The sequence below is a fragment of the Gulosibacter sediminis genome (genome assembly GCF_014904065.1).
GTDB classification, from domain to species: Bacteria; Actinomycetota; Actinomycetes; order Actinomycetales; family Microbacteriaceae; genus Gulosibacter; species Gulosibacter sediminis.
The window spans coordinates 25,633-43,550 of sequence record NZ_JACXJG010000009.1 but is presented as its reverse complement, the minus strand read 5'-3'; the positions used below and the strand labels follow the sequence as shown (position 1 = coordinate 43,550).

15 protein-coding genes and 3 pseudogenes are annotated in these 17,918 nt (G+C 69.2%); 9 read left to right on the top strand and 9 right to left on the bottom strand.

All coding sequences use genetic code 11. The features are described from left to right. Positions 1-129: 129 nt before the first annotated feature. Entirely contained in the window at positions 130-627 is a 498-nt protein-coding gene (locus ID132_RS04850) for a DinB family protein (RefSeq protein WP_125107627.1), read from the top strand. A 201-nt stretch (positions 628-828) separates the two neighbouring features. On the opposite strand, the gene ID132_RS04845 is transcribed toward ID132_RS04850, so the two are convergent. The 4 genes and pseudogenes from ID132_RS04845 to ID132_RS14310 form a co-directional block, all read right to left on the bottom strand. Next, positions 829-1,794 (bottom strand): IS481 family transposase, encoded by a 966-nt coding sequence (locus ID132_RS04845; RefSeq protein WP_125107628.1) that lies wholly within the window; start codon positions 1,792-1,794, stop codon positions 829-831. Positions 1,795-1,892: 98 nt separating this feature from the next. Next, positions 1,893-2,603, bottom strand: a complete 711-nt coding sequence (locus tag ID132_RS13115) for a ribonuclease R family protein (protein WP_235988315.1) — start codon at positions 2,601-2,603, stop codon at positions 1,893-1,895. A 190-nt stretch (positions 2,604-2,793) separates the two neighbouring features. Continuing rightward, positions 2,794-2,991: pseudogene (locus ID132_RS15155) on the bottom strand (RNB domain-containing ribonuclease); the annotation flags it as partial. Then, positions 2,960-3,340, bottom strand: coding sequence for an RNB domain-containing ribonuclease (locus ID132_RS14310; protein ID WP_459562440.1), 381 nt, complete (start codon positions 3,338-3,340; stop codon positions 2,960-2,962). The pseudogene ID132_RS15155 and the gene ID132_RS14310, both read right to left, overlap by 32 nt. A gap of 214 nt (positions 3,341-3,554) precedes the next feature. Between ID132_RS14310 and ID132_RS04835 the strand changes: the two are divergent. Next, positions 3,555-5,013 (top strand): annotated as a pseudogene (locus ID132_RS04835) (phytoene desaturase family protein). A gap of 202 nt (positions 5,014-5,215) precedes the next feature. Here ID132_RS04835 and ID132_RS04830 read toward each other — a convergent pair. The 3 genes and pseudogenes from ID132_RS04830 to ID132_RS04820 form a co-directional block, all read right to left on the bottom strand. Further along, positions 5,216-5,446: pseudogene (locus ID132_RS04830) on the bottom strand (FAD-binding protein); the annotation flags it as partial. Between the two features lie 15 nt (positions 5,447-5,461). Next, entirely contained in the window at positions 5,462-7,297 is a 1,836-nt protein-coding gene (locus ID132_RS04825; protein ID WP_193127997.1) for an AMP-dependent synthetase/ligase, read from the bottom strand. Further along, entirely contained in the window at positions 7,294-8,208 is a 915-nt protein-coding gene (locus ID132_RS04820; RefSeq protein WP_193127996.1) for a DUF1295 domain-containing protein, read from the bottom strand. The genes ID132_RS04825 and ID132_RS04820 overlap by 4 nt, the downstream gene beginning before the upstream one ends. 151 nt (positions 8,209-8,359) lie before the next feature. Between ID132_RS04820 and ID132_RS04815 the strand changes: the two genes are divergently transcribed. Beyond that, on the top strand, positions 8,360-8,794 hold the full coding sequence (locus ID132_RS04815; protein ID WP_193127995.1) for a pyrimidine dimer DNA glycosylase/endonuclease V: 435 nt from the start codon (positions 8,360-8,362) through the stop codon (positions 8,792-8,794). On the opposite strand, the gene ID132_RS04810 is transcribed toward ID132_RS04815, so the two are convergent. Beyond that, a complete protein-coding gene (locus tag ID132_RS04810; protein ID WP_193127994.1) occupies positions 8,791-10,320 on the bottom strand; it encodes an SDR family oxidoreductase in 1,530 nt (509 codons plus the stop codon). The genes ID132_RS04815 and ID132_RS04810 overlap by 4 nt on opposite strands. A 202-nt stretch (positions 10,321-10,522) precedes the next feature. Here ID132_RS04810 and ftsH point away from each other — a divergent pair, with 202 nt between their 5' ends. Both ftsH and folE read left to right on the top strand, forming a co-directional pair. Then, positions 10,523-12,691 carry an ATP-dependent zinc metalloprotease FtsH gene (gene ftsH, locus ID132_RS04805; protein WP_193127993.1) on the top strand — a complete coding sequence of 723 codons (2,169 nt, stop codon included), beginning with the start codon at positions 10,523-10,525 and terminating at the stop codon, positions 12,689-12,691. After that, positions 12,682-13,320 (top strand): GTP cyclohydrolase I, encoded by a 639-nt coding sequence (gene folE, locus ID132_RS04800; protein WP_235988308.1) that lies wholly within the window; start codon positions 12,682-12,684, stop codon positions 13,318-13,320. The genes ftsH and folE overlap by 10 nt, the downstream gene beginning before the upstream one ends. Before the next feature lie 348 nt (positions 13,321-13,668). On the opposite strand, the gene ID132_RS04795 is transcribed toward folE, so the two are convergent. Next, the gene (locus ID132_RS04795) at positions 13,669-15,177 is read right to left on the bottom strand and encodes a purine-cytosine permease family protein (RefSeq protein ID WP_125107631.1); all 1,509 of its coding nucleotides are present in this window, start codon (positions 15,175-15,177) and stop codon (positions 13,669-13,671) included. On the opposite strand from ID132_RS04795, the gene ID132_RS14680 reads away from it, so the two are divergent. Genes ID132_RS14680 through ID132_RS04780 form a run of 4 tightly spaced genes read left to right on the top strand, consistent with a single transcriptional unit; the run spans position 15,074 to position 17,904 of the window. Further along, positions 15,074-15,853: a dihydropteroate synthase gene (locus tag ID132_RS14680; RefSeq protein ID WP_459562436.1), complete on the top strand. Its 780-nt coding sequence runs from the start codon at positions 15,074-15,076 to the stop codon at positions 15,851-15,853. The two genes, ID132_RS04795 and ID132_RS14680, sit on opposite strands and share 104 nt — an antisense overlap. After that, positions 15,804-16,226 (top strand): dihydropteroate synthase, encoded by a 423-nt coding sequence (locus ID132_RS14675; protein WP_413229348.1) that lies wholly within the window; start codon positions 15,804-15,806, stop codon positions 16,224-16,226. The genes ID132_RS14680 and ID132_RS14675 overlap by 50 nt, the downstream gene beginning before the upstream one ends. After that, positions 16,223-17,365, top strand: coding sequence for a 2-amino-4-hydroxy-6-hydroxymethyldihydropteridine diphosphokinase (gene folK, locus ID132_RS04785; protein WP_328743681.1), 1,143 nt, complete (start codon positions 16,223-16,225; stop codon positions 17,363-17,365). The genes ID132_RS14675 and folK overlap by 4 nt, the downstream gene beginning before the upstream one ends. Next, entirely contained in the window at positions 17,362-17,904 is a 543-nt protein-coding gene (locus ID132_RS04780; RefSeq protein WP_193127992.1) for a DUF3180 domain-containing protein, read from the top strand. The genes folK and ID132_RS04780 overlap by 4 nt, the downstream gene beginning before the upstream one ends. The last annotated feature ends 14 nt before the right edge of the window (positions 17,905-17,918 follow it).

The window sequence follows — 17,918 nt, the reverse complement described above, 5'->3', positions numbered from 1 at the left end:
CGAAGCATGGGTGTTGCGTTTAGCCTCATTTTTGGCGGTTATGGAGCGCGAAATGGGGCTAAACGCGACACCCATGGATGCGCGGGAGCGGTCAGGGAGGCGGGGTCACCCGCGAGTAGGGTGGCGCGCATGAACGGCACCGAAGTACTCCTCGACCTCGCCACCCGACCCCGCGACGCCCTGCTCGAATTCGCCACGAAACTCAGCGACGAGACGCTCAACTCGCATCCCGCCGGCCACGACAACTCGCCGGCCTGGCTCATCTGGCACGCCGGCCGCGAGATCGACGCGCAGCTCGCGCCGCTCGCGGGCACGGATGAGGTCTGGCCGCGGTTCCGCGAGCAGCTCGCGCTCGGCGAGCTCGGCGACACCAGCGGCTACGGACAGACGGCCGAGCAGGCGCGCAGCATCGTCGTGCACGGCGCCGCGCCGCTGCTCGACTACTTCGTGGCGACGACGGATGCGCTGCTCGCCTACCTCGGCACGCTCAGCGACGCGGACCTCGACGACGTCATCGACACGAACTGGAACCCGCCGGTGACCCGCGGCGCCCGCCTCGTGAGCATCATTGACGACGCCGCGCAGCACATCGGCCAGGCGGCGTACGCGGTCGGCGCACAAAGTTAACAGGCTGAGTCGCGCTGTCAGCGACGCGGCGCGAGTGACTGTGGCGCCCTCAGCGACAACGGGCGCGATGGTGACGGCGCCAGTTGTCGCTGGGCACGCCGCTAGGCGCGATGGGGTGCACGAATGAGGCGACGAACGACGGCCTCGAGGAAAGGACGGGGATGCCCTAGCAGACTCCGACGGATTCGACTCGCAGGCTAGCTAGCTGTTATTCCCCGTGACGTTGTGTAGTCGTTGCATGGGGGTCAGTCCGCCGATCGCGGTGTGGGGTCGATGGTGATTGTAGTGATGCAGCCATCGCGGGTACTCGGCGAGTCGTTCCGCTTCTGACGTGTAGGCGCGTGCGTAGGCCCATTCGTCTTCCAGGGTGCGGTTGAAGCGTTCAACTTTGCCGTTAGTTTGGGTTCGGTACGGGCGCGTTCGTCGATGCTTGACCCCGTCACCCAGCGCGTGAGCAAATGCCTTGGATCGGTAACACGACCCGTTATCGGTCATCACCGCGGTCACCGTGACCCCCAGGGATGCGAAATAGGCGCGGGCACGGTCCCAGAACCCGGCCGCAGTGTCCTTACGCTCGTCGTTCAGGTGTTCGGAGTACGCGATGCGGGTGTGGTCATCGACCGCGTGGTGCACGAACGAGTACCCGAGTCCGCGTCGCTTGTTGTGCCGATTCCCCTTGACACGCCCGAGTGCCCGGTGCCCGCCACCGTCAGGGATGCGGCCTTGTTTCTTGATATCGACATGCACTAACTCGCCCGGTGCGGCGGCCTCGTACCGGTGGACTTTGGGTTTGCGCACCGGCAGGCCTGTGGTCTTGTCCACGTGCCGCAGCAGCGGGACCCCGTAGCGGGCCAACACACGGCCGACCGTGGACCGCGCAACCCCGAGGTGGTAGGCGATGCGGTGCGGGCCCCAGCGTCGGTTCACGCGTAACCCGATGATGCGGCGCTCGAGTCGGGTCGGGGTGCGGTTCGGTGAGGTGCGCGGGCGGGACGAGCGATCTACAAGGGGTTCTCCGGCACGGTACCGGGTCACCCATTTGCGGACGGTGCCGTACGCGCATTGGAACCGGTCCGCGACTCGGGACATGGGCCAGCCGTCGTTGACGACGAGCAACACCATTCGAAGTCGCCCTGCTGGGGTGAACGGGGCATTAGCGTGGGACATGAAGGCCTTCGTGTTGTGGGACGTGAGTGTGGTTACCCACATCCTCCACGGAGGCCTTCACCTACTCACACTCGACACAACCTCCCGAGGAACAACGCCTAGGCGGGGTATTCGAAGCGCACCTTGCGGGTTGTCGGGTTCGCCTCGACGAGCCGCACTCGCACGTGCTCGCCCGCCGGAACGTCGCCGCGGCACTGCGCGATGACCGGCGGTTCGTAGACGAACACTTCGGCGTGGTGCTCGCCGTCGCCCGCGCGCAGCAGGCCGGCGTCGAACTCCTGGCTCACCGCATCCTGCAGCGCGACCGCCTCGGCTAGGTTGATGCACTCGTTCTCGACCGACGCCGCGACCCGGCCCGAGTTCTGCAGCAGGCCGGGCAACTCGGGCAGCGCATCCGCAATCTCGGCGGGCACCTCGCCGCTCACCTGCGCGCTGCCGTCGTGCGCGACCCATTCGCCGCCGAACGCGAGGGCAACCTCGCTGACGAAGCGGTCGCCGAGGCGACGGATGGGCGCGGTCGCGTGCGCGTACTGGCTCGCGACGCCGGCGTGCCAGGTCGCGCCGTTGTTCTCGGGCGGGTTGTCGGGCGAGAACGCGAGGTGGCCGGAGCCGCGCAGCAGCTTCGTCGCCGCCGAGTTGAGCGCGAGCGCCTTCGGGTCGTCGGGTTTGAGGCTCGCGAGGATCTCGCCGGGGGATTGCTCGTCGCGGGCGTCGACGCCGAGGGCTCGGGCGGCCTGGCGGAACTGGTGCACCGTCGACTCGTCGGGCGCCGGCAGCGTGCGCAGCAGGCCCGTGCCGCCGGCGAGCATGATGCGGGCGGCCGCGATGCCGGTCGCGAGCGAGCAGTGCGCGTTCCACGCATCCATCTGGGTGCGCGGCTCGAGGCGCAGCTGCCAGCTGCCGTCGACGTGCACGAGGTCTTGCTCGGGCAGCTGCAGCTCNGACGGCGCCGCGCTCGCGGGCACGCTCCTCGCGCACCCCGCCGAATTCGGGCAGCAGCTCGATCGGCTCGGGCAGCAGCTTGCCGTGGTCATAGTGCGCCTGCAGCGTCGGGTAGTCGAGGCGCTCGCGGACGTGCACCGTCGCCCGTCGCACGCGGGCCCGCGTGAGCTGGCCGTCGGCGTCGGTCTCGATCTGCCAGAGCACCGCCGGGCGATCCTCGCCCTTAACGAGGCTCGCGGTGTGCTCGGTGAGGATGCGCGGGTACAGCGGGATATTGCCATCCGGCAGGTACTTGGTTTNCGCCGCGCTCGCGGGCTTCGGCGTCGAGGGCGCTGCCGGGCGCGACGAAGGCGCCGACGTCGGCGATCGCGTAGTAGAGGGTGTAGCCGTCGCGGCTGAGTTCGGTGCCGCGTTCGATGCGGACGGCCTGGTCGAGGTCCTTCGACCCCGGCGGGTCGATCGTGACGAGGTGGAGCTTGCGGGCGTCGATGCGGTCGGCTTTGAAGCGGTCGGTAGCGTCGCGCGCCTCGCGCTCGAGCTCGGGGGAGAAGTCTTCGCTGAGCTCGAACTTTTCACGGATGGCGCTGAAGTCGAGGTCCGCCATGCTCGTCGGGCCGTTCGCGGCGCCTGCACCGGAGGCGGTGCCGCTCGATGCCGAGGTGCTCGATTCGGTGGTTGCCTCGCTGCGCTCACTCATGCAGCCGAGGCTATCGGAGCACCCTCCGCGTCCGCTTCGCATGCGGGCCCTCGGGCCGCGGGCGCGGCGGGCCGCCGGCCGCGGGCGCAGTCTCCGGGCGCGGTCGCTACGATCGGGCAGCATGACCCGTGAAGCGCGCAACGCGGCGGTCGTCGGCTCGGGCCCGAACGGGCTCGCGGCGGCCGTGACGCTTGCGCGCGCTGGCGTGCCCGTGACTGTGTTTGAGACGGCCGACAGGATCGGTGGCGGCACACGAACCGCCGAGTCGGTGCTGCCTGGTGTCGTGCACGACACCTGCTCGGCGATTCACCCGATGGCGTTTGCGTCGGAGTTTTTTCGCGAGTTTCAGCTTGCCAAAAAGCTCGAGTTTGTGGTGCCGGAGGCGTCGTACGCGCATCCGCTCGATGGCAGCGACGCGGCGATCGCGTATCGCGATCTCGAGCGCACGGTTTCTGAGCTCGGTCGCGACGGGTGGGCATACGGCGCGCTGATGCGACCGCTGGTTTCGCGGGCGCAGGGTGTGTTCGATTTCGCGCTCGGCGGCTCGATGCTGCGCGTGCCGCGCGATCTGCCGGCCGCGCTTGCGACCGGCATCGCGACGCTGAAGCAAGGCTCGCCGCTGTGGAACGTGGGTTTTCGCGAGGAGGCCGCGCCCGCGATGCTCTCGGGGGTGGCCGCGCACTCGATCGGCAGGATGCCCGACCTCGCGACGGGCGCGGTCGGGTTGCTGCTGTCGGTCGCTGGGCACGTGGGCGGATGGCCGGTGCCGGTTGGCGGTTCGGCTGAGATCTCGCGGGTGCTCGGCGAAGATCTCGTTGCGCACGGCGGGCAGATCGTGACGGGGCGACGCATTCGCGATATTCGTGAGCTCGACGGCTATGCGGTGAAGGTGTTCGATACCTCGGCNGCGCGGGTTGATGGAGATCGCGCGCTCGGCGTTGCCCGCGCGGTACTTGCGCGCGCTCGACCGCTTTCGCTTTGGGAATGCGGCGGCGAAAGTCGATCTGGTGCTTGACGGACCGATTCCGTGGGCGGATGCGCGCATCGCGCAGGCACCGACCGTGCACCTTGGCGGCACCCGCGCCGAGATTGCCGCGGCCGAGGCGATGGTTGCGCGCGGTCGTCACCCCGAGCATCCCTATGTGTTGCTTGCCCAGCCAGACGGATTCGATGTGGGGCGCAACCCTGCGGGCATGAACGCGGTGTGGAGCTATACACACGTGCCGCGGGGGTCGACGATCGACGTGACCGAGCGCGTGCTTGCGCAGCTCGAGCGCTTTGCGCCGGGGGTGCGTGACCGGGTTGTGGCGGCGCGATGCACGACGGGGGCCGAGCTGGGGGAGTACAACGCGAACTACGTCGGCGGCGACATCAGCGCCGGAGCCGTAGTGCTGCGGCAGCTATTGGCGCGGCCGGTGCTCTCGACGGAGCCGTGGCGGACGCCAGCGAAGGGCATCTACTTGGCGTCATCGGCGACGCCACCGGGCCCCGGGGTGCATGGCCTATCGGGATGGCACGCGGCGCGGTCGGCGTTGCGGCACGAGTTTGGGATTGACGCAGGGGCAGTTTCGCTCGCGTAACACATTAGGGTCCGACTCATCACGTGGTTGGGTGGGGTTGAGCGGGCTCGGCCCGTTCAACCCCACCCAAACACGGAGTTCAGTGACGCATTTCGTGCGCGATCGACTTACTCCACCAACTTCCCTTCGACCGAATCCGAAATCCGCTCTTCGGCGAGCGCCTGCAGCTCCTCCGGCCTTANCAAGAACGGAACGAAACCCAGAGCGATTCACCGCCGAGTCGGTTCGCGCCGTGCAGGCTCGACGACGCCTCGCCAATCGCGCGGACCCAATCGACTCCGGTGCCGTGGTCGTCGAGCCGCACCCACACGCCACCGATTGAATAGTGCGCGGTCGGCGCGATCTCGATCGGCGGCTCGGTCACGTCGACCATCTGCAGGTCGATCAGCGTGCAGTACACCCGCGGTAGCTCCTCGAGAATCGTCTCGCGCGGCGGTCGTCGAGCGATTCATCCCTTGCGTCCGAGCGCGGCGTATTCCGCGTCGATGAGCCCATCGAGCTCCGCGAGTAGGGCGCCGCGTCGCACCTTCCCGGTGGGAGTGACGAATCGCGGGTCGGCGTCGAGGTGGCCCGCGAGCACGATGATCGACCGGGCCTGTTCCGGGCGCGCGAAGCTGCGGTTCTCGGCGTCGACCCGCGCCGTGAACCGCTCAAGAGCCGCGCCCGACGTTACCCGCACGAGACCGGTGGCGCCCGCGAGGCGATCACCCTCCCAGACCGAAGCGCGGCGGTCTGCGGCATGGTCGAGACCGACAGCATCCCCCGGCGTGATAATCAGGCCAAGTAGGAAAGGCCGTCCCTCGCCGACGAGCAGCGTGTGGCTCACATCGGCGTCTGTCTCGACGGCAAGCTCCCAGCGCTGCGGCGCGACGGTCTTGCCGTACGACGTTACGATGAGCTCCTTCTTGCGTCCCGTGACGATGAGGTGGCCGCGATCGAAACGGCCGATATCGCCCGTGTGGAAGAATCCGTCGGCGTCGGTCGACGGCCGCGCCGTCGCCGGGTCGGGGCCGAAGGCCGCGCACACTCCCGGCCCCGCCACGAGGATCTCGCCGTCAACGGCGAGGCGGATCGTCGTGCCCGGCTGTGGTGGCCCGACGGTGCCGGCGCGAAGATCGCCTGGCCGCTGCCCCGTGGCCGGTGCCGTGGTTTCGGTGAGTCCGTAGCCCTCGATCACCGGCAGGCCGGCGCCGTCGAAGAATAGGCTCGTCTCGGGACGCAGCGCGGCCGCGCCAGAGAGCAGGTGCTCGACACGGCCGCCGAACAGCCGCCGAACCCTCGCGAAAAGCAAGCGGTTCCAAACCGCGAATTCTGCGCGCTGCCGAAGGGAATCGCGCTCGCCCGCCTGGCGTCGCCGCGCCGATGCGATCGCCACCCGCTCGGCCCGCCGGATCGCCCATCCAAGCTTCGCCCGGCCCGCGAGGCCTCGCAGCCGATCGAGTACCTTCTCGAGCACCCGCGGCACGACGACGAGGAACGTCGGGCGCACTCGACCGAGCACGTCGACGACGCGAGCCGGGTCGCCGAGGTGGGTGATGGTCATACCCGCATGGATGCACACAAGCTGTAGCCCGCGCGCGAGCACGTGCGCGAGAGGGAGCAGGATGAGTGTCGTCGCGTCCTCGCGGAGCAGCCCCGAATAGCCCCGCTGCACGTTCTGCACGAGCACCGAGAGGTTCGCGTGGGAGATCTGCACCGGCGTCGGTGCGCCGGTCGTGCCCGAGGTGAAAACGATTGTGGCGATGTCCGCGGGCGTCCTCGCAGACCAGCGTTCACCAACCGCTGTCGCTTCGTCGGTGCTGAGGGCGGGCGCGGCGATGAGTTCGGCGAACGGCAGCGCACTCGTGCCGGCACAGCCCGCGAGGAGCGCCTCTGCGTCGAGCCGCGTCGTGTCGACGAGCGCGATGCGGGCGGTGACGAGGTCAGCCGTCTCGGCGACCTGCTCTGGCGAGGCCGTGGGATAAACGGGCACGCTTATTGCGCCGGCGTACCAGCACGCGAAGTCGGCGACGGCCCATTCGAAGCTCGTCTCGCCGATGATCAGCACGCGTTCGCCGGGCGCGACGCCGGCGCGGAGCAGGGCGCCGGCCGCACGCTCGACCGCCTCGGCGAACTCCGCGGTCGTGACCGGCCGCAGCTCGGCGCCTGGCTCGCCCTCGCCCGGAAGAACCCGGAACGCGACGTGCTCGGGCGCATCCCGCCGCCGTGCCTCGAGCAGGTGCACCGCGGTCGCGAGACCGGGGTCGTCAGCAAGGAGCGGCGACGAGATCTCGCGCGCGCTCACGACGCCGCCCCGCCCCGGGCCCAGCGGCCGCGACGGCCGATGAAGGGTACAAGGATCGGCGTTCGGTCGACGTAGCCGCGGTAGTCGGCGCGTTCGCCCCAACGCTGCTCGGCCCGCCGCTCGAGCAGGGGCACGCCGCTCACCCGCGTGAGGAGTAGCGCGACGAAGAGCGGGGAGACGAGGGCGACCCAGGCCCAGCCGTGGAGGCTCGGCACCGCGGCGACCCCGACGCCGATCCAGACGAGAATCTCGCCGAAGTAGTTTGGGTGCCGCGACGCGGCCCACACACCGCTGGTGATGAAGCCGTCGCCGCCCCGGCGCCGGAACGCGCGCTTCTGCTCGTCGGCGGTGGTTTCGATGCCGAACCCAAGGAGCCAGATCGCCGCACCCGCGATCAGCCACGCGTCGACGCCGCGGCCCGACGGATCGGCGATGACGACCCAGGCGGCCGACGCGGTGACGCTCACCCAGAGCCCCTGCATCGTCCAGGTTTGCAGCAGCCGCAGCGGCCGCGTCGTGATTTCGTCGAAGCGGCCGTCGCCGCCGGTTGCGCGCACGCGCGCGAAGAGAAATAAGGCGAGCCGAACCGACCAGACGGCAACGAGGGCGGCCACCACGATCGCGGCCGGGCCCCGGTCAGCGTTGCCGAACAGGAGGGCGAGGCTAATGACGAGGTAGGTGGAGCCGCCGACGAGGTCGTAGAAGCGTTCGGAGCGCAGAAGCCACGAGGGGATGAACGCCACCCACTGCACCGCGAACGCGGCGCCGGCCGCGATGAGGACAGCAGGAACAGCGCCGATCGAGTAGCCGTTCGCGCCGGCGGCCCACGCGACGAGCGCGCCGATCGCGACGGCGATCGCAGTGATGATCAGGGTTTTCGAGGTTGTACGGGTGGGTGCCGTGCTGGACATGGTGTGCCTCCGCGTCGGGGAGCGTCGCGGCTTGGCCTGGTCGCCGAATCCATGCTCCTCGCAGCAACTCTACGGGCCGGAACCGCGCAGGACCGCCGTGGCTGGCAAGCGGATGTGCGGTGCCCGCGAGGGATAGGCGAGAATTCAGAATATGCGCCTGTGGAGCCTGCACCCCTCGTACCTTGATCGACAGGGGCTCACGGGCGCGTGGCGTGAGGCACTGCTCGCCCAGGCNGTGCTCGCGGGTCGCACGCGAGGCTATCGCGCGCACCCACAGCTCGAGCGGTTTCGAGCGCAGGCCGCGCCACTCAACGCGATCGGCGAGTTCCTCCGCGGTCTCGCCGACGAGGCCGATGTGCGCGGGTATCGGTTCGATCGCACCCGCATCGATGAGGCGCCCGGAGAAGTCCTGGCGCTCGAGGTCACGCGCGGCCAGGTCGAGTTCGAAGCAGCGCACCTGCGCGCGAAGCTCGCCGCTCGTAGCCCTGTCCACGGCGCGGCCCTGGAGGCCGAGCTCGCGACGCCGCGCGTGCATCCGCTCTTCCGCGTCGTGCCGGGCCCCGTCGCGCCGTGGGAGCGGCCTTAGCTGCGGCCTCGCGCCGCTTCGAGGATGCGCCGTGACATCGTCGGGAAGATGAGCGCGTGGAACGGCTGGACCAGCCGCCAGTAGAGGCGGCCGAGCAGGCCCGACGGAATGAACACCGCCCTCTGACGCAGCAGACTGCCGCTCGGTCCGAACGGTTCAACTGTGAACTGCAGCCATGAACGGCCTCCGGCGCGCAGTTCGCCTCGCAGGGTCACTGAGTGGCCGGGTTCAACGGATTCGACACGCCACCAGTCGACGTGGTCGTCGACCCGGAGCTGGTCCGGGCGCGTACGGCCTCGCGCGAGCCCGTAGCCGCCGAACGCCTGGTCGATCAGCCCCCGTAGTCGCCAGAGCGACGGTGCCGAGTACCAGCCGTTACGCCCGCCGATGCCCTCGATAACGTGCCACACCGCGTCGGGGGCCGCGGAGCTGCGACGTTCGCGCGTGTCGGTGAACACCGTATGGCCAGACCACTCGGGGTCGGAGGGCAGCGGTGCGGCAGGTGAGGCGCTCGCGGCCTCGAGCACGTCGTCGTCCCAGGTCGCCGACATTTCTCCGGAGAGCTGACGCGCGAGCGCGAGACGGCACGCGTCGCGGAAGCCGGTGAGGCCTCCGGGCGGGCGGGGAATGAGGGCATCGATGTCGTGCTCCTCGGCCACCGCGTCCTCGGCCATCGAGGCTGCGATCGGAAGTGCGATTCCGCGCGGAATCGGTGTGACGAGGCCGATCCAGAATCCGGACAGGCGCTGCGCGGGAATCGGGATCGTCACCACCGTGCGCCGGGAAAGACCTGCGACCTCGGCATACTCGACGAGTGTGCTTGCGAAGCGTTGGGGGTGTCCGCATCCGATGTCGAATGGCCGATTGACCGGTGAAGGCAGTGCCGCAGCGTGGGCGAGGTAGTAGAGCACATCGCGAATGGCGATCGGCTCGATTCGGTTCCCGAGCCAGCTCGGGCCCACCATGAACGGCAGCCGCTCGGCGAGGTGTCGGATCATCTCGAACGACACCGATCCCGAGCCGATCACGATGCCCGCCTGGAACACGAGGGTGGGCGTCGAAGACGCCAGCAGAATCCGCCCGACCTGCTCGCGTGAGCGCATGTGCGGTGAGAGTGCGTCGAGCGGGAGATTCGGGTGCAGCCCGCCAAGGAAGACGATCTGCGAGATGCCCGCGGCCTCGGCAGCGTCGGCGACGACGTGTGCCATGCGCGCCTCCCGGTCGACGAAGTCCGAGCCCGAGCCCATCGAGTGGACAAGATAGAGCATCGTGTGCACACCGTCGAGCGCGCTCGCGACGTCGTCAGCGACGAGCAGGTCGGCCTCGACGCATTCGACGTGGTCGACCCAGGGCCGATCGTGGAGCCGTTCGATGTTCCTCGCCGTGACCCGTACGGAGAACCCGGCGGCGAGCAACTCGGGCACGAGCCGACCGCCGATGTAGCCGGTAGCGCCGGTGAGCAGCACACGTCGGCCGGCACCGTCGGGCAACGCGAGTTGCAGTTGGGATTCGATTTCCGGGTTCATGCGCCCAACATACGCACGGTAGCTCCGTGGGTGTTCAGCAAGCTGCGGGGGTCGTCCGCGCACCGCGAACGAGCAGGAGCCGCCAAACCAGCCCCGAGTAAACTTTGCGCAACTGCGCACCGCGGGCGACATTGCCGCCCCGGGCATCCGTTTGCCGACTTTCGGCATCGCCACACGAAAGGCAGCGAGGTCGCTCGCCCGCATGAACACCTTGAAGAAACTCCTGAAGAGCCCGATCACGATTGTGCTGCTCGCGGTGATCGTGATCGGAATCGGCTTCAGCCTGATCAACCAGCAGGGCAACACTGAGGTCACGACGCAACAGGGTCTCGAGATCCTGAAGAAGGACAAACTCAAGACCGTCACCATCGTTCAGGGTGACAACCGCGTCAACATCGAGTTCGCCGAGGCCGACGAGGAGTACGGCCAGCAGGCGCACTTCTACTTCGTGGATGCGCGGGCCGAGGCGGTTGTCGGCGCGGTCGACGACGCGAACATCGCCGAGAACTACAACGACGAAGTGCCCGGGCCGAACTGGTTCAGCACCGCACTCTCGCTGCTGCTGCCGCTCGTGCTCATCGGTTTCTTCGTTTGGCTGATGCTGTCGAGCATGCAGGGCGGCGGCGCTGGCGGCATGATGAAGTTCGGCAAATCGAAGGCGAAGCTCGTCAGTAAGGAAGACCCGCAGGTCACCTTTGCCGACGTTGCCGGCGCGAACGAGGCGCTCGAGGAGCTCGCCGAGATCAAGGACTTCCTGAAGGAGCCCGACAAGTTCCTCGCTGTCGGCGCGAAGATTCCGAAGGGCGTGCTGCTCTACGGCCCTCCCGGCACGGGTAAGACGCTGCTCGCGAAGGCCGTGGCGGGTGAGGCGGGCACGCCGTTCTACTCGATCTCGGGTTCCGACTTCGTCGAGATGTTCGTCGGCGTCGGCGCATCGCGGGTGCGCGACCTGTTCGAGCAGGCGAAGCAGAACGCCCCCGCGATCATCTTCATCGACGAGATCGACGCGGTCGGCCGCCAGCGCGGCGTCGGCATGGGCGGCGGCAACGACGAGCGCGAGCAGACGCTGAACCAGCTGCTTGTCGAGATGGACGGCTTCGACGCGACGACGAACGTCATTCTCATCGCGGCGACGAACCGCCCGGATGTGCTCGACCCGGCGCTGCTGCGCCCCGGCCGCTTCGACCGCCAGATCGGCGTCGACGCGCCCGACCTCGAGGGCCGCCGCAAGATCCTCGAGGTGCACTCGAAGGGCAAGCCGATCGCGAAGGACGTCGACCTCTCGGTCGTCGCCCGCAAGACCCCCGGCTTCACGGGTGCCGACCTCGCGAACGTGCTCAACGAGGCCGCGCTGCTCACGGCCCGCCTCGGCGCGCAGATCGTCGACGCGCGCGCGATCGACGAGGCGATCGACCGCGTCATCGCGGGCCCGCAGCGCCGCAGCCGCGTCATGAACGACCAGGAAAAGCTCATTACGGCGTACCACGAGGGCGGCCACGCCATTGCGGCGGCGGCCCTGCGCCACACCGACCCGGTAACGAAGATCACGATCTTGCCGCGCGGCCGCGCCCTCGGCTACACCATGGTCGTGCCGCTTGAAGACAAATACTCGGTGACCCGCAACGAGCTGCTCGACCAGCTCACCTACGCCATGGGTGGCCGCATCGCCGAAGAACTCGTGTTCCACGACCCGACGACCGGCGCATCCAACGACATCGAGAAGGCCACGAAGACGGCCCGCAAGATGGTCACCGAATACGGCATGTCGAACACCGTCGGTGCGATCAAGCTCGGCGACAACGAGGGCGAGTCGCCGTACTCGCGCTCGCAGGGCGCGCCCTACTCCGACACGACCGCCCTCGTCGTCGACCGCGAGGTGCAGGGGCTCCTCGAGCAGGCGCAGCAGGAGGCCTGGTGGGTGCTCACGAACAACCGTGACGTGCTCGACCGCCTCGCCGCCGAACTGCTTGACGTCGAGACGATCGGCCACGAGCGCCTCGCCGAGATCTTCGCGGGCATCGTCAAGCTGCCCGAACGCGCGCAGTGGCTCTCGAGCCCAGAGCGCCCCGTGAGCTCGCGCCCGCCAGTGCAGCTCAAGCCGCACCTTCCTGCGAGTGGTGAAGAGGAGCCTTCGAGTCACGCGTCGGGGTCTGGTGAAGATGGGGCTGGCGCTGGTCAGCCCGGTGGCGACCACACGCCCGGCGGTGCTGGCGAGCCCGATGGTGGCGCGCATCCCGGTGGTGTGCCGCAGCCCGGATTCGGGGGCGACAAGCCCGGCGTGACCGACGTGCATCCTGGCCTCGACCGGCCCGAACCTGGCTCGGGTCTTGACAACCCCGAGGGCCCGACGCGCCCCGGCGCATGGTCGTAACGATGGCGGTGGATGCGCAGCGCGCGCAGGCGGCCGTGCGAGACTTCCTCGCCGCATGCGGCCTTGACCCCGATTCGGCGCAGTTCGCGCGGACGCCTGCGCGGGTCGCCGCCGCGGCAGCCGAACTGTTTGCGGGAGTTAACGTTGACGCGGTCGCGCCGCTAATTGAGGGCCGCATCTCGCTCGACGAGCCCGACGCGGCGCCGTCGGTTGAGCGCCTTGAGGCGGTCGAGTCGGGGCAGCCGGTGCTGCTGCGGAACATCCGTTTTCGCTCGGTGTGTGAGCACCACCTGCTGCCGTTCGACGGCTGGGTGCAACTCGCGTACCTGCCCGGCGACTCGATCATCGGGTTCGGCCGGCTGTACGACCTCGTCGAGACGCTGTCGAGCGCGCCGACGCTGCAGGAGCGGCTCGGCGACGAGCTCGTCGATGCGATCATGACTGGCCTTGATGCCCGCGGCGCCATCGCCGTGCTCGAGGCGCGGCAGGGATGCGTCGCCGACCGCGGGCCGCGTCAGAGCGACTCCGAGACGGTCACGCTCGCGACGCGCGGCGCGTTCAACAACCCGGATGCGCGGGCCGAAGTGCTGCGGCTCATCGCCCTGGGTGCCTCCGACCGCGACGACTAGGGGAGCGCGCCGCTCGCGGCGCCGAGGGAGCCGCGGCGCTTGGCGCCGCTCCTGCTTCCCTCGCGGCGCCTNTCCCCGGAATCCCACTTTTCGCGTTGAAAGTGGGATTCAGAGGACACTTTGCTTCGTGGGTCGCGATTACGCCGAGGGCGGCCGCTGCCTAGTGTCCTCAACGTCCCACTTTTCGCGTCAGAAGTGGGATGTTGGGGACACCTTGCGCCGTTGCTCACGGTCGCGCTTCGAACGACCACTGCCGAGTGTCCCCGAGATTCCACTTTTCGCGGGNAAAGTGGGATGTTGGGGACACCCTGCGAGGCGGGCGCAGCAACGCGCCCCACCCGCGAAGCCTCAGCCAGCATCCGCTTCCTGCCGGCGGATCTTGCCGCGACGGCCAACCCACGCGACCACGAACGACAGCACGAGCGCGAAAAACACCCCGAGGTTGGCGTAGGCCCAGTCGCCATCGCGACCGCCGACCATCCAGAGCAGGTAACCCTGCCAGTTGTTCCATGCGGCGTCCTCGGCGAACGAGTTCACGACGAAGCCCCAGCCGATCACCGAGGCGACGACCATCGTGCCGATCGACAGCCAGTCCCACGAACCGTACCGGCCGCGCGCGTCAAACAGCGCGGCGTCGTCGTAGTCGCGGCGCCGCGTCAGAATGTCGGCGATGAGGATGCCCGCCCACGACGCCAGCGGCACGCCGAGCGTGATCAAGAAGCTCTGGAACGGCCCGAGGAAGTCGGTCGCGAAGAACACGACGTAGATCGTGCCGGCGGTCAGAATCACGCCGTCGATCGCGGCGGCCGAGGGGCGGGGGATGCGGATGCCCAGGCTGAGCAGCGTCAGCCCCGACGAGTAGATGCCGAGCACGGCCCCCGACACGAGCGCGAGCACGGCGGTGAGCAAGAACGGGATGAGCACCCAGGTCGGCAGGATGGCCGCGAGTGCGCCGATCGGGTCGCCCGCGATCGCCTCGTTGAGCGCGGGGTCGGAGCCGGCGAGCAGCACGCCGAAGACGACGAGCACGACGGGCGCGACCGAGCCGCCGAAGGTGTTCCAGAACACGATCTTGCTGTCGGGGGTATCGCGTCGCTGGTAGCGCGACCAGTCGGCGGCGATGTTGATCCAGCCGAGGCCGAAGCCGGTCATCACCATGACGAGTGCGCCGATGACCTGGCCGAGGCTGCCGCCCTCGAGCGCTGAGACGGCCGCAAAGTCGATGTGCGAGAACGCGAGGATTGCGTAGAGCATCGTGACGGCGCCGGTGATCCAGGTGAGGATCGACTGCAGCCGCATGATCACGTGGTAGCCGAGCACCGACGCGGCGACGATCAGCGCCGCGACCACGACGGTGGCGATGATCTGCACGACCACGCCGCCGTCGCCGCCGAGCTGCGTGATCACGGTCGACGTCGCGAGCACGGCCATGATCGCGAGGAACGTCTCCCAACCGATCGACGTCAGCCACGAGATGATGCCGGGCACCTTCTGTCCATGCACGCCGAACGCGGCGCGGCTGAGCACCATGGTCGGCGCCGAGCCGCGCTTGCCCGCGATCGCGATGAGGCCGCAGAGGAAGAACGACACGACGATACCGATGATCGCAACCGCCGTTGCCTGCCAGAACGAGATGCCGAAGCCGAGAATGAACGAGCCGTACGACATGCCAAACACCGACACGTTCGCGGCAAACCACGGCCAGAACAGATCAGACGGCTTCGCGGTGCGCTGCGACGGGTCGACGACGTCGATGCCCTGCCGCTCGATGAGTCCCGCGGATGCGGTGCTCGCGCCGGCGTCAGCGCCGCGGCTGGGGGAGTGGCCCGACGACTCGGGAGATGTCTGCGTCGACATGGCGGCCTTTCGTTGGGGAGTCTTTTCGGCATCCTATGTGGCCTCGGGCCCGCCGGTGCGCCGATGTCGCCCGATTTTCTCTGGCCGTCGGCAGCGGACGCCGCGCCACACGCCCAAACTGACCCAAGCGGCGCACGAGAGAGTGCGGGACAATATCGACATGAGCGAATTGCGTCTGTCCGCGGAAGTCACCATCGACCCGAGCACGACCGAGATCATGGGCGTGCTCAACGTCACGCCCGACTCGTTCAGCGACGGCGGCACCCTCGACTTCGAGAGCGCCGACGCGCGCACCGCATCCGCGCTCGAACGCGCCTATCGGCTCGTGGCGCAGGGCGCGACGATCATCGATGTCGGCGGCGAATCGACCCGACCCGGCGCCGAGCGCGTGCCGCAGGACGAAGAGCTCGCGCGTGTGCTGCCGGTGGTGCAGCAGCTCGTCGCCGACGGCATCCCGGTTTCGGTCGACACGATGTACGCCGACACCGCCGCGGCCTGCCTCGACGCGGGCGACGTCATCATCAACGACGTCTCGGGTGGACGCGCCGACGAGCGGATGCTCNGAGGTCGTCGCCGAGCGCGGCGCGCGGTTCGTGTTGAGCCACTGGCGCGGGCACAGCGTCGTCATGAACGACCTCGCCGACTACGACGACACCGCCACCGAGGTGCTCGCTGAGTTGCAGCAGATGCGCGACCGCGCCGTCGCGGCGGGCATCGCGCCTGAGCGCATCATCCTCGACCCGGGTCTCGGGTTCGCGAAGGATCACGACGACAACTGGGCCGTGCTCAACCACCTGCACGAACTGCAGCGGCTCGGGCATCCGGTGCTTGTCGGGGTTAGCCGCAAGCGCTTCATCGGACAGCTGCTGCCGGCGGAGGCGCCCGTCGCCGCCCGCGACCTGCCGACCGCGGTCGTGTCGGCCCTCTGCGCCGAGCGTGGTGTGTGGGGCGTGCGGGTGCACAACGTCGCCGCGACCCGAGTCGCCATCGACACGGTCTCGGCCTGGCAGAACGGTGCCGACCTGCGCGAGCAAGGAGCCGAGCAGTGACTGAGCGGGATGCTGGCCTCGGCCGGGATGCGCAGCAACAGCCGGCCGCGGACATGACGCGGGCCTCGGCCGCTGCGCCGGATGCGCGCGAGGAGTCGGCCGCGAACGCGGCGACCGGGGGAGCTACTCCCAGCACCCCGGCCGCGAATGAGCCCACCGCATTCGCGACTCCGCACATCCACCCGGCGGAGGCCGCGATCCAGCTCACGCCGAACCGGCCGGGCCCGGCCGCGCATCCGGCGCTGCCCGCCCCCGAGCTCGACCGCATCGTCATCGACCGGCTGCACGTGCATGGCCGTCACGGCGTCTTCGCGCACGAGCGCGCGAACGGCCAGGACTTCTACATCGACGCCGAGGTCTGGATCGACACGCGCGCGGCCGCCGCATCCGACGAGATCGAGCAGACGGTGCACTACGGCCACCTCATGCGCGCGCTCTACGAGGTCGCGATGCAGGAGCCGGTCGACCTGCTCGAGACCCTCGCCGAGCGGCTCGCGGCGGTGACGTTCGCGTTCCCCGGCCCGCAGGCCGTGCGCATCACGGTGCACAAGCCGCAGGCGCCGGTGAAGCTGCGCTTCGACGACGTGATGATTTCAATTTTGCGGTACCGACCCGAGGGCGCGCAGCCCGTCGAGGCGCGACGCCCGAGCGCCCGCGCGATCATCGCGCTCGGCTCGAACCTGGGCGACCGCGAGGCGATGATCCGCGACGCGTTCGAAGAGATCGAGGATCTCGACGGTGTCTGGCCGCACCTGCGCTCGAGCCTCTATGAGACGCCGGCGCTCACGACGCACGGCATCGACGAGTCGGCGCCGGCGTACCTCAACGCGGTGATCGCGGTGCACACGAGCCTCGAGCCGCACGAGCTGCTCGACCGGCTGCAGCAGATCGAAACCGGGCACGGCCGCGTGCGCGCCGAGCGGTGGGGGAGTCGCACGCTCGACCTCGACATCATCGAGCACGGCGGACTGCAGCTGCACGATGCGACGCTTGAGCTGCCGCATCCGCGCGCGTTTGAGCGGGCCTTCGTGCTCGCGCCCTGGGTCGAGATCGAGCCCGAGGCGTCGCTGCCCGGCCGCGGCCCGATTCGCGAACTGCTCGCGAACGCCGCCGACCGAGTCGAGAGGTACCGCGGATGACCCGCACCAACCCCTGGCACCTCGTCCTACTCTTCGTCGCGGCCGGCGTCGTCGTCTGGGCCCTGCAGGTGTGGCTCACGTCGGGCGGCTCGGCGACGATCGTGCCGTCGCTGCCGTTCGGCATCACGTTGCTGCTCATCGGCATCGTCACGATCGTGCTCGCGTGGCCGGTGCGCCGTTACACGCAGGCGCTGCGCAAGGCGCAGGATGTGAGCGACCGCCGGCGCGACGACGCGGACGACGACCGGCCTGAGTGGCGCGAGGTGTCGAGCAAGCGGGTGGATCCGCAGCGCGCGATGCTCGCGCTCGCGCTCGCGAAGGCGTCGAGCCTCGGCGGCAGCATTTTCGCCGGCGGATGCACGGCGACGGTCTTGTGGCTCGCCTCGCGCACCGTCGTCGGCGCCGGGATGCCGTTGGCCATCGTGTCGCTCGTGTGCGCCGTCGCGCTGCTCGTCGCGGGACTCGTCGCCGAAAACTGGTGCGCCCTCCCGCCCGACGACAGCGAGCCCGCGGGCGACTCGGTCCCCTCCGCCAGCTAACCCGGTCACGCGTC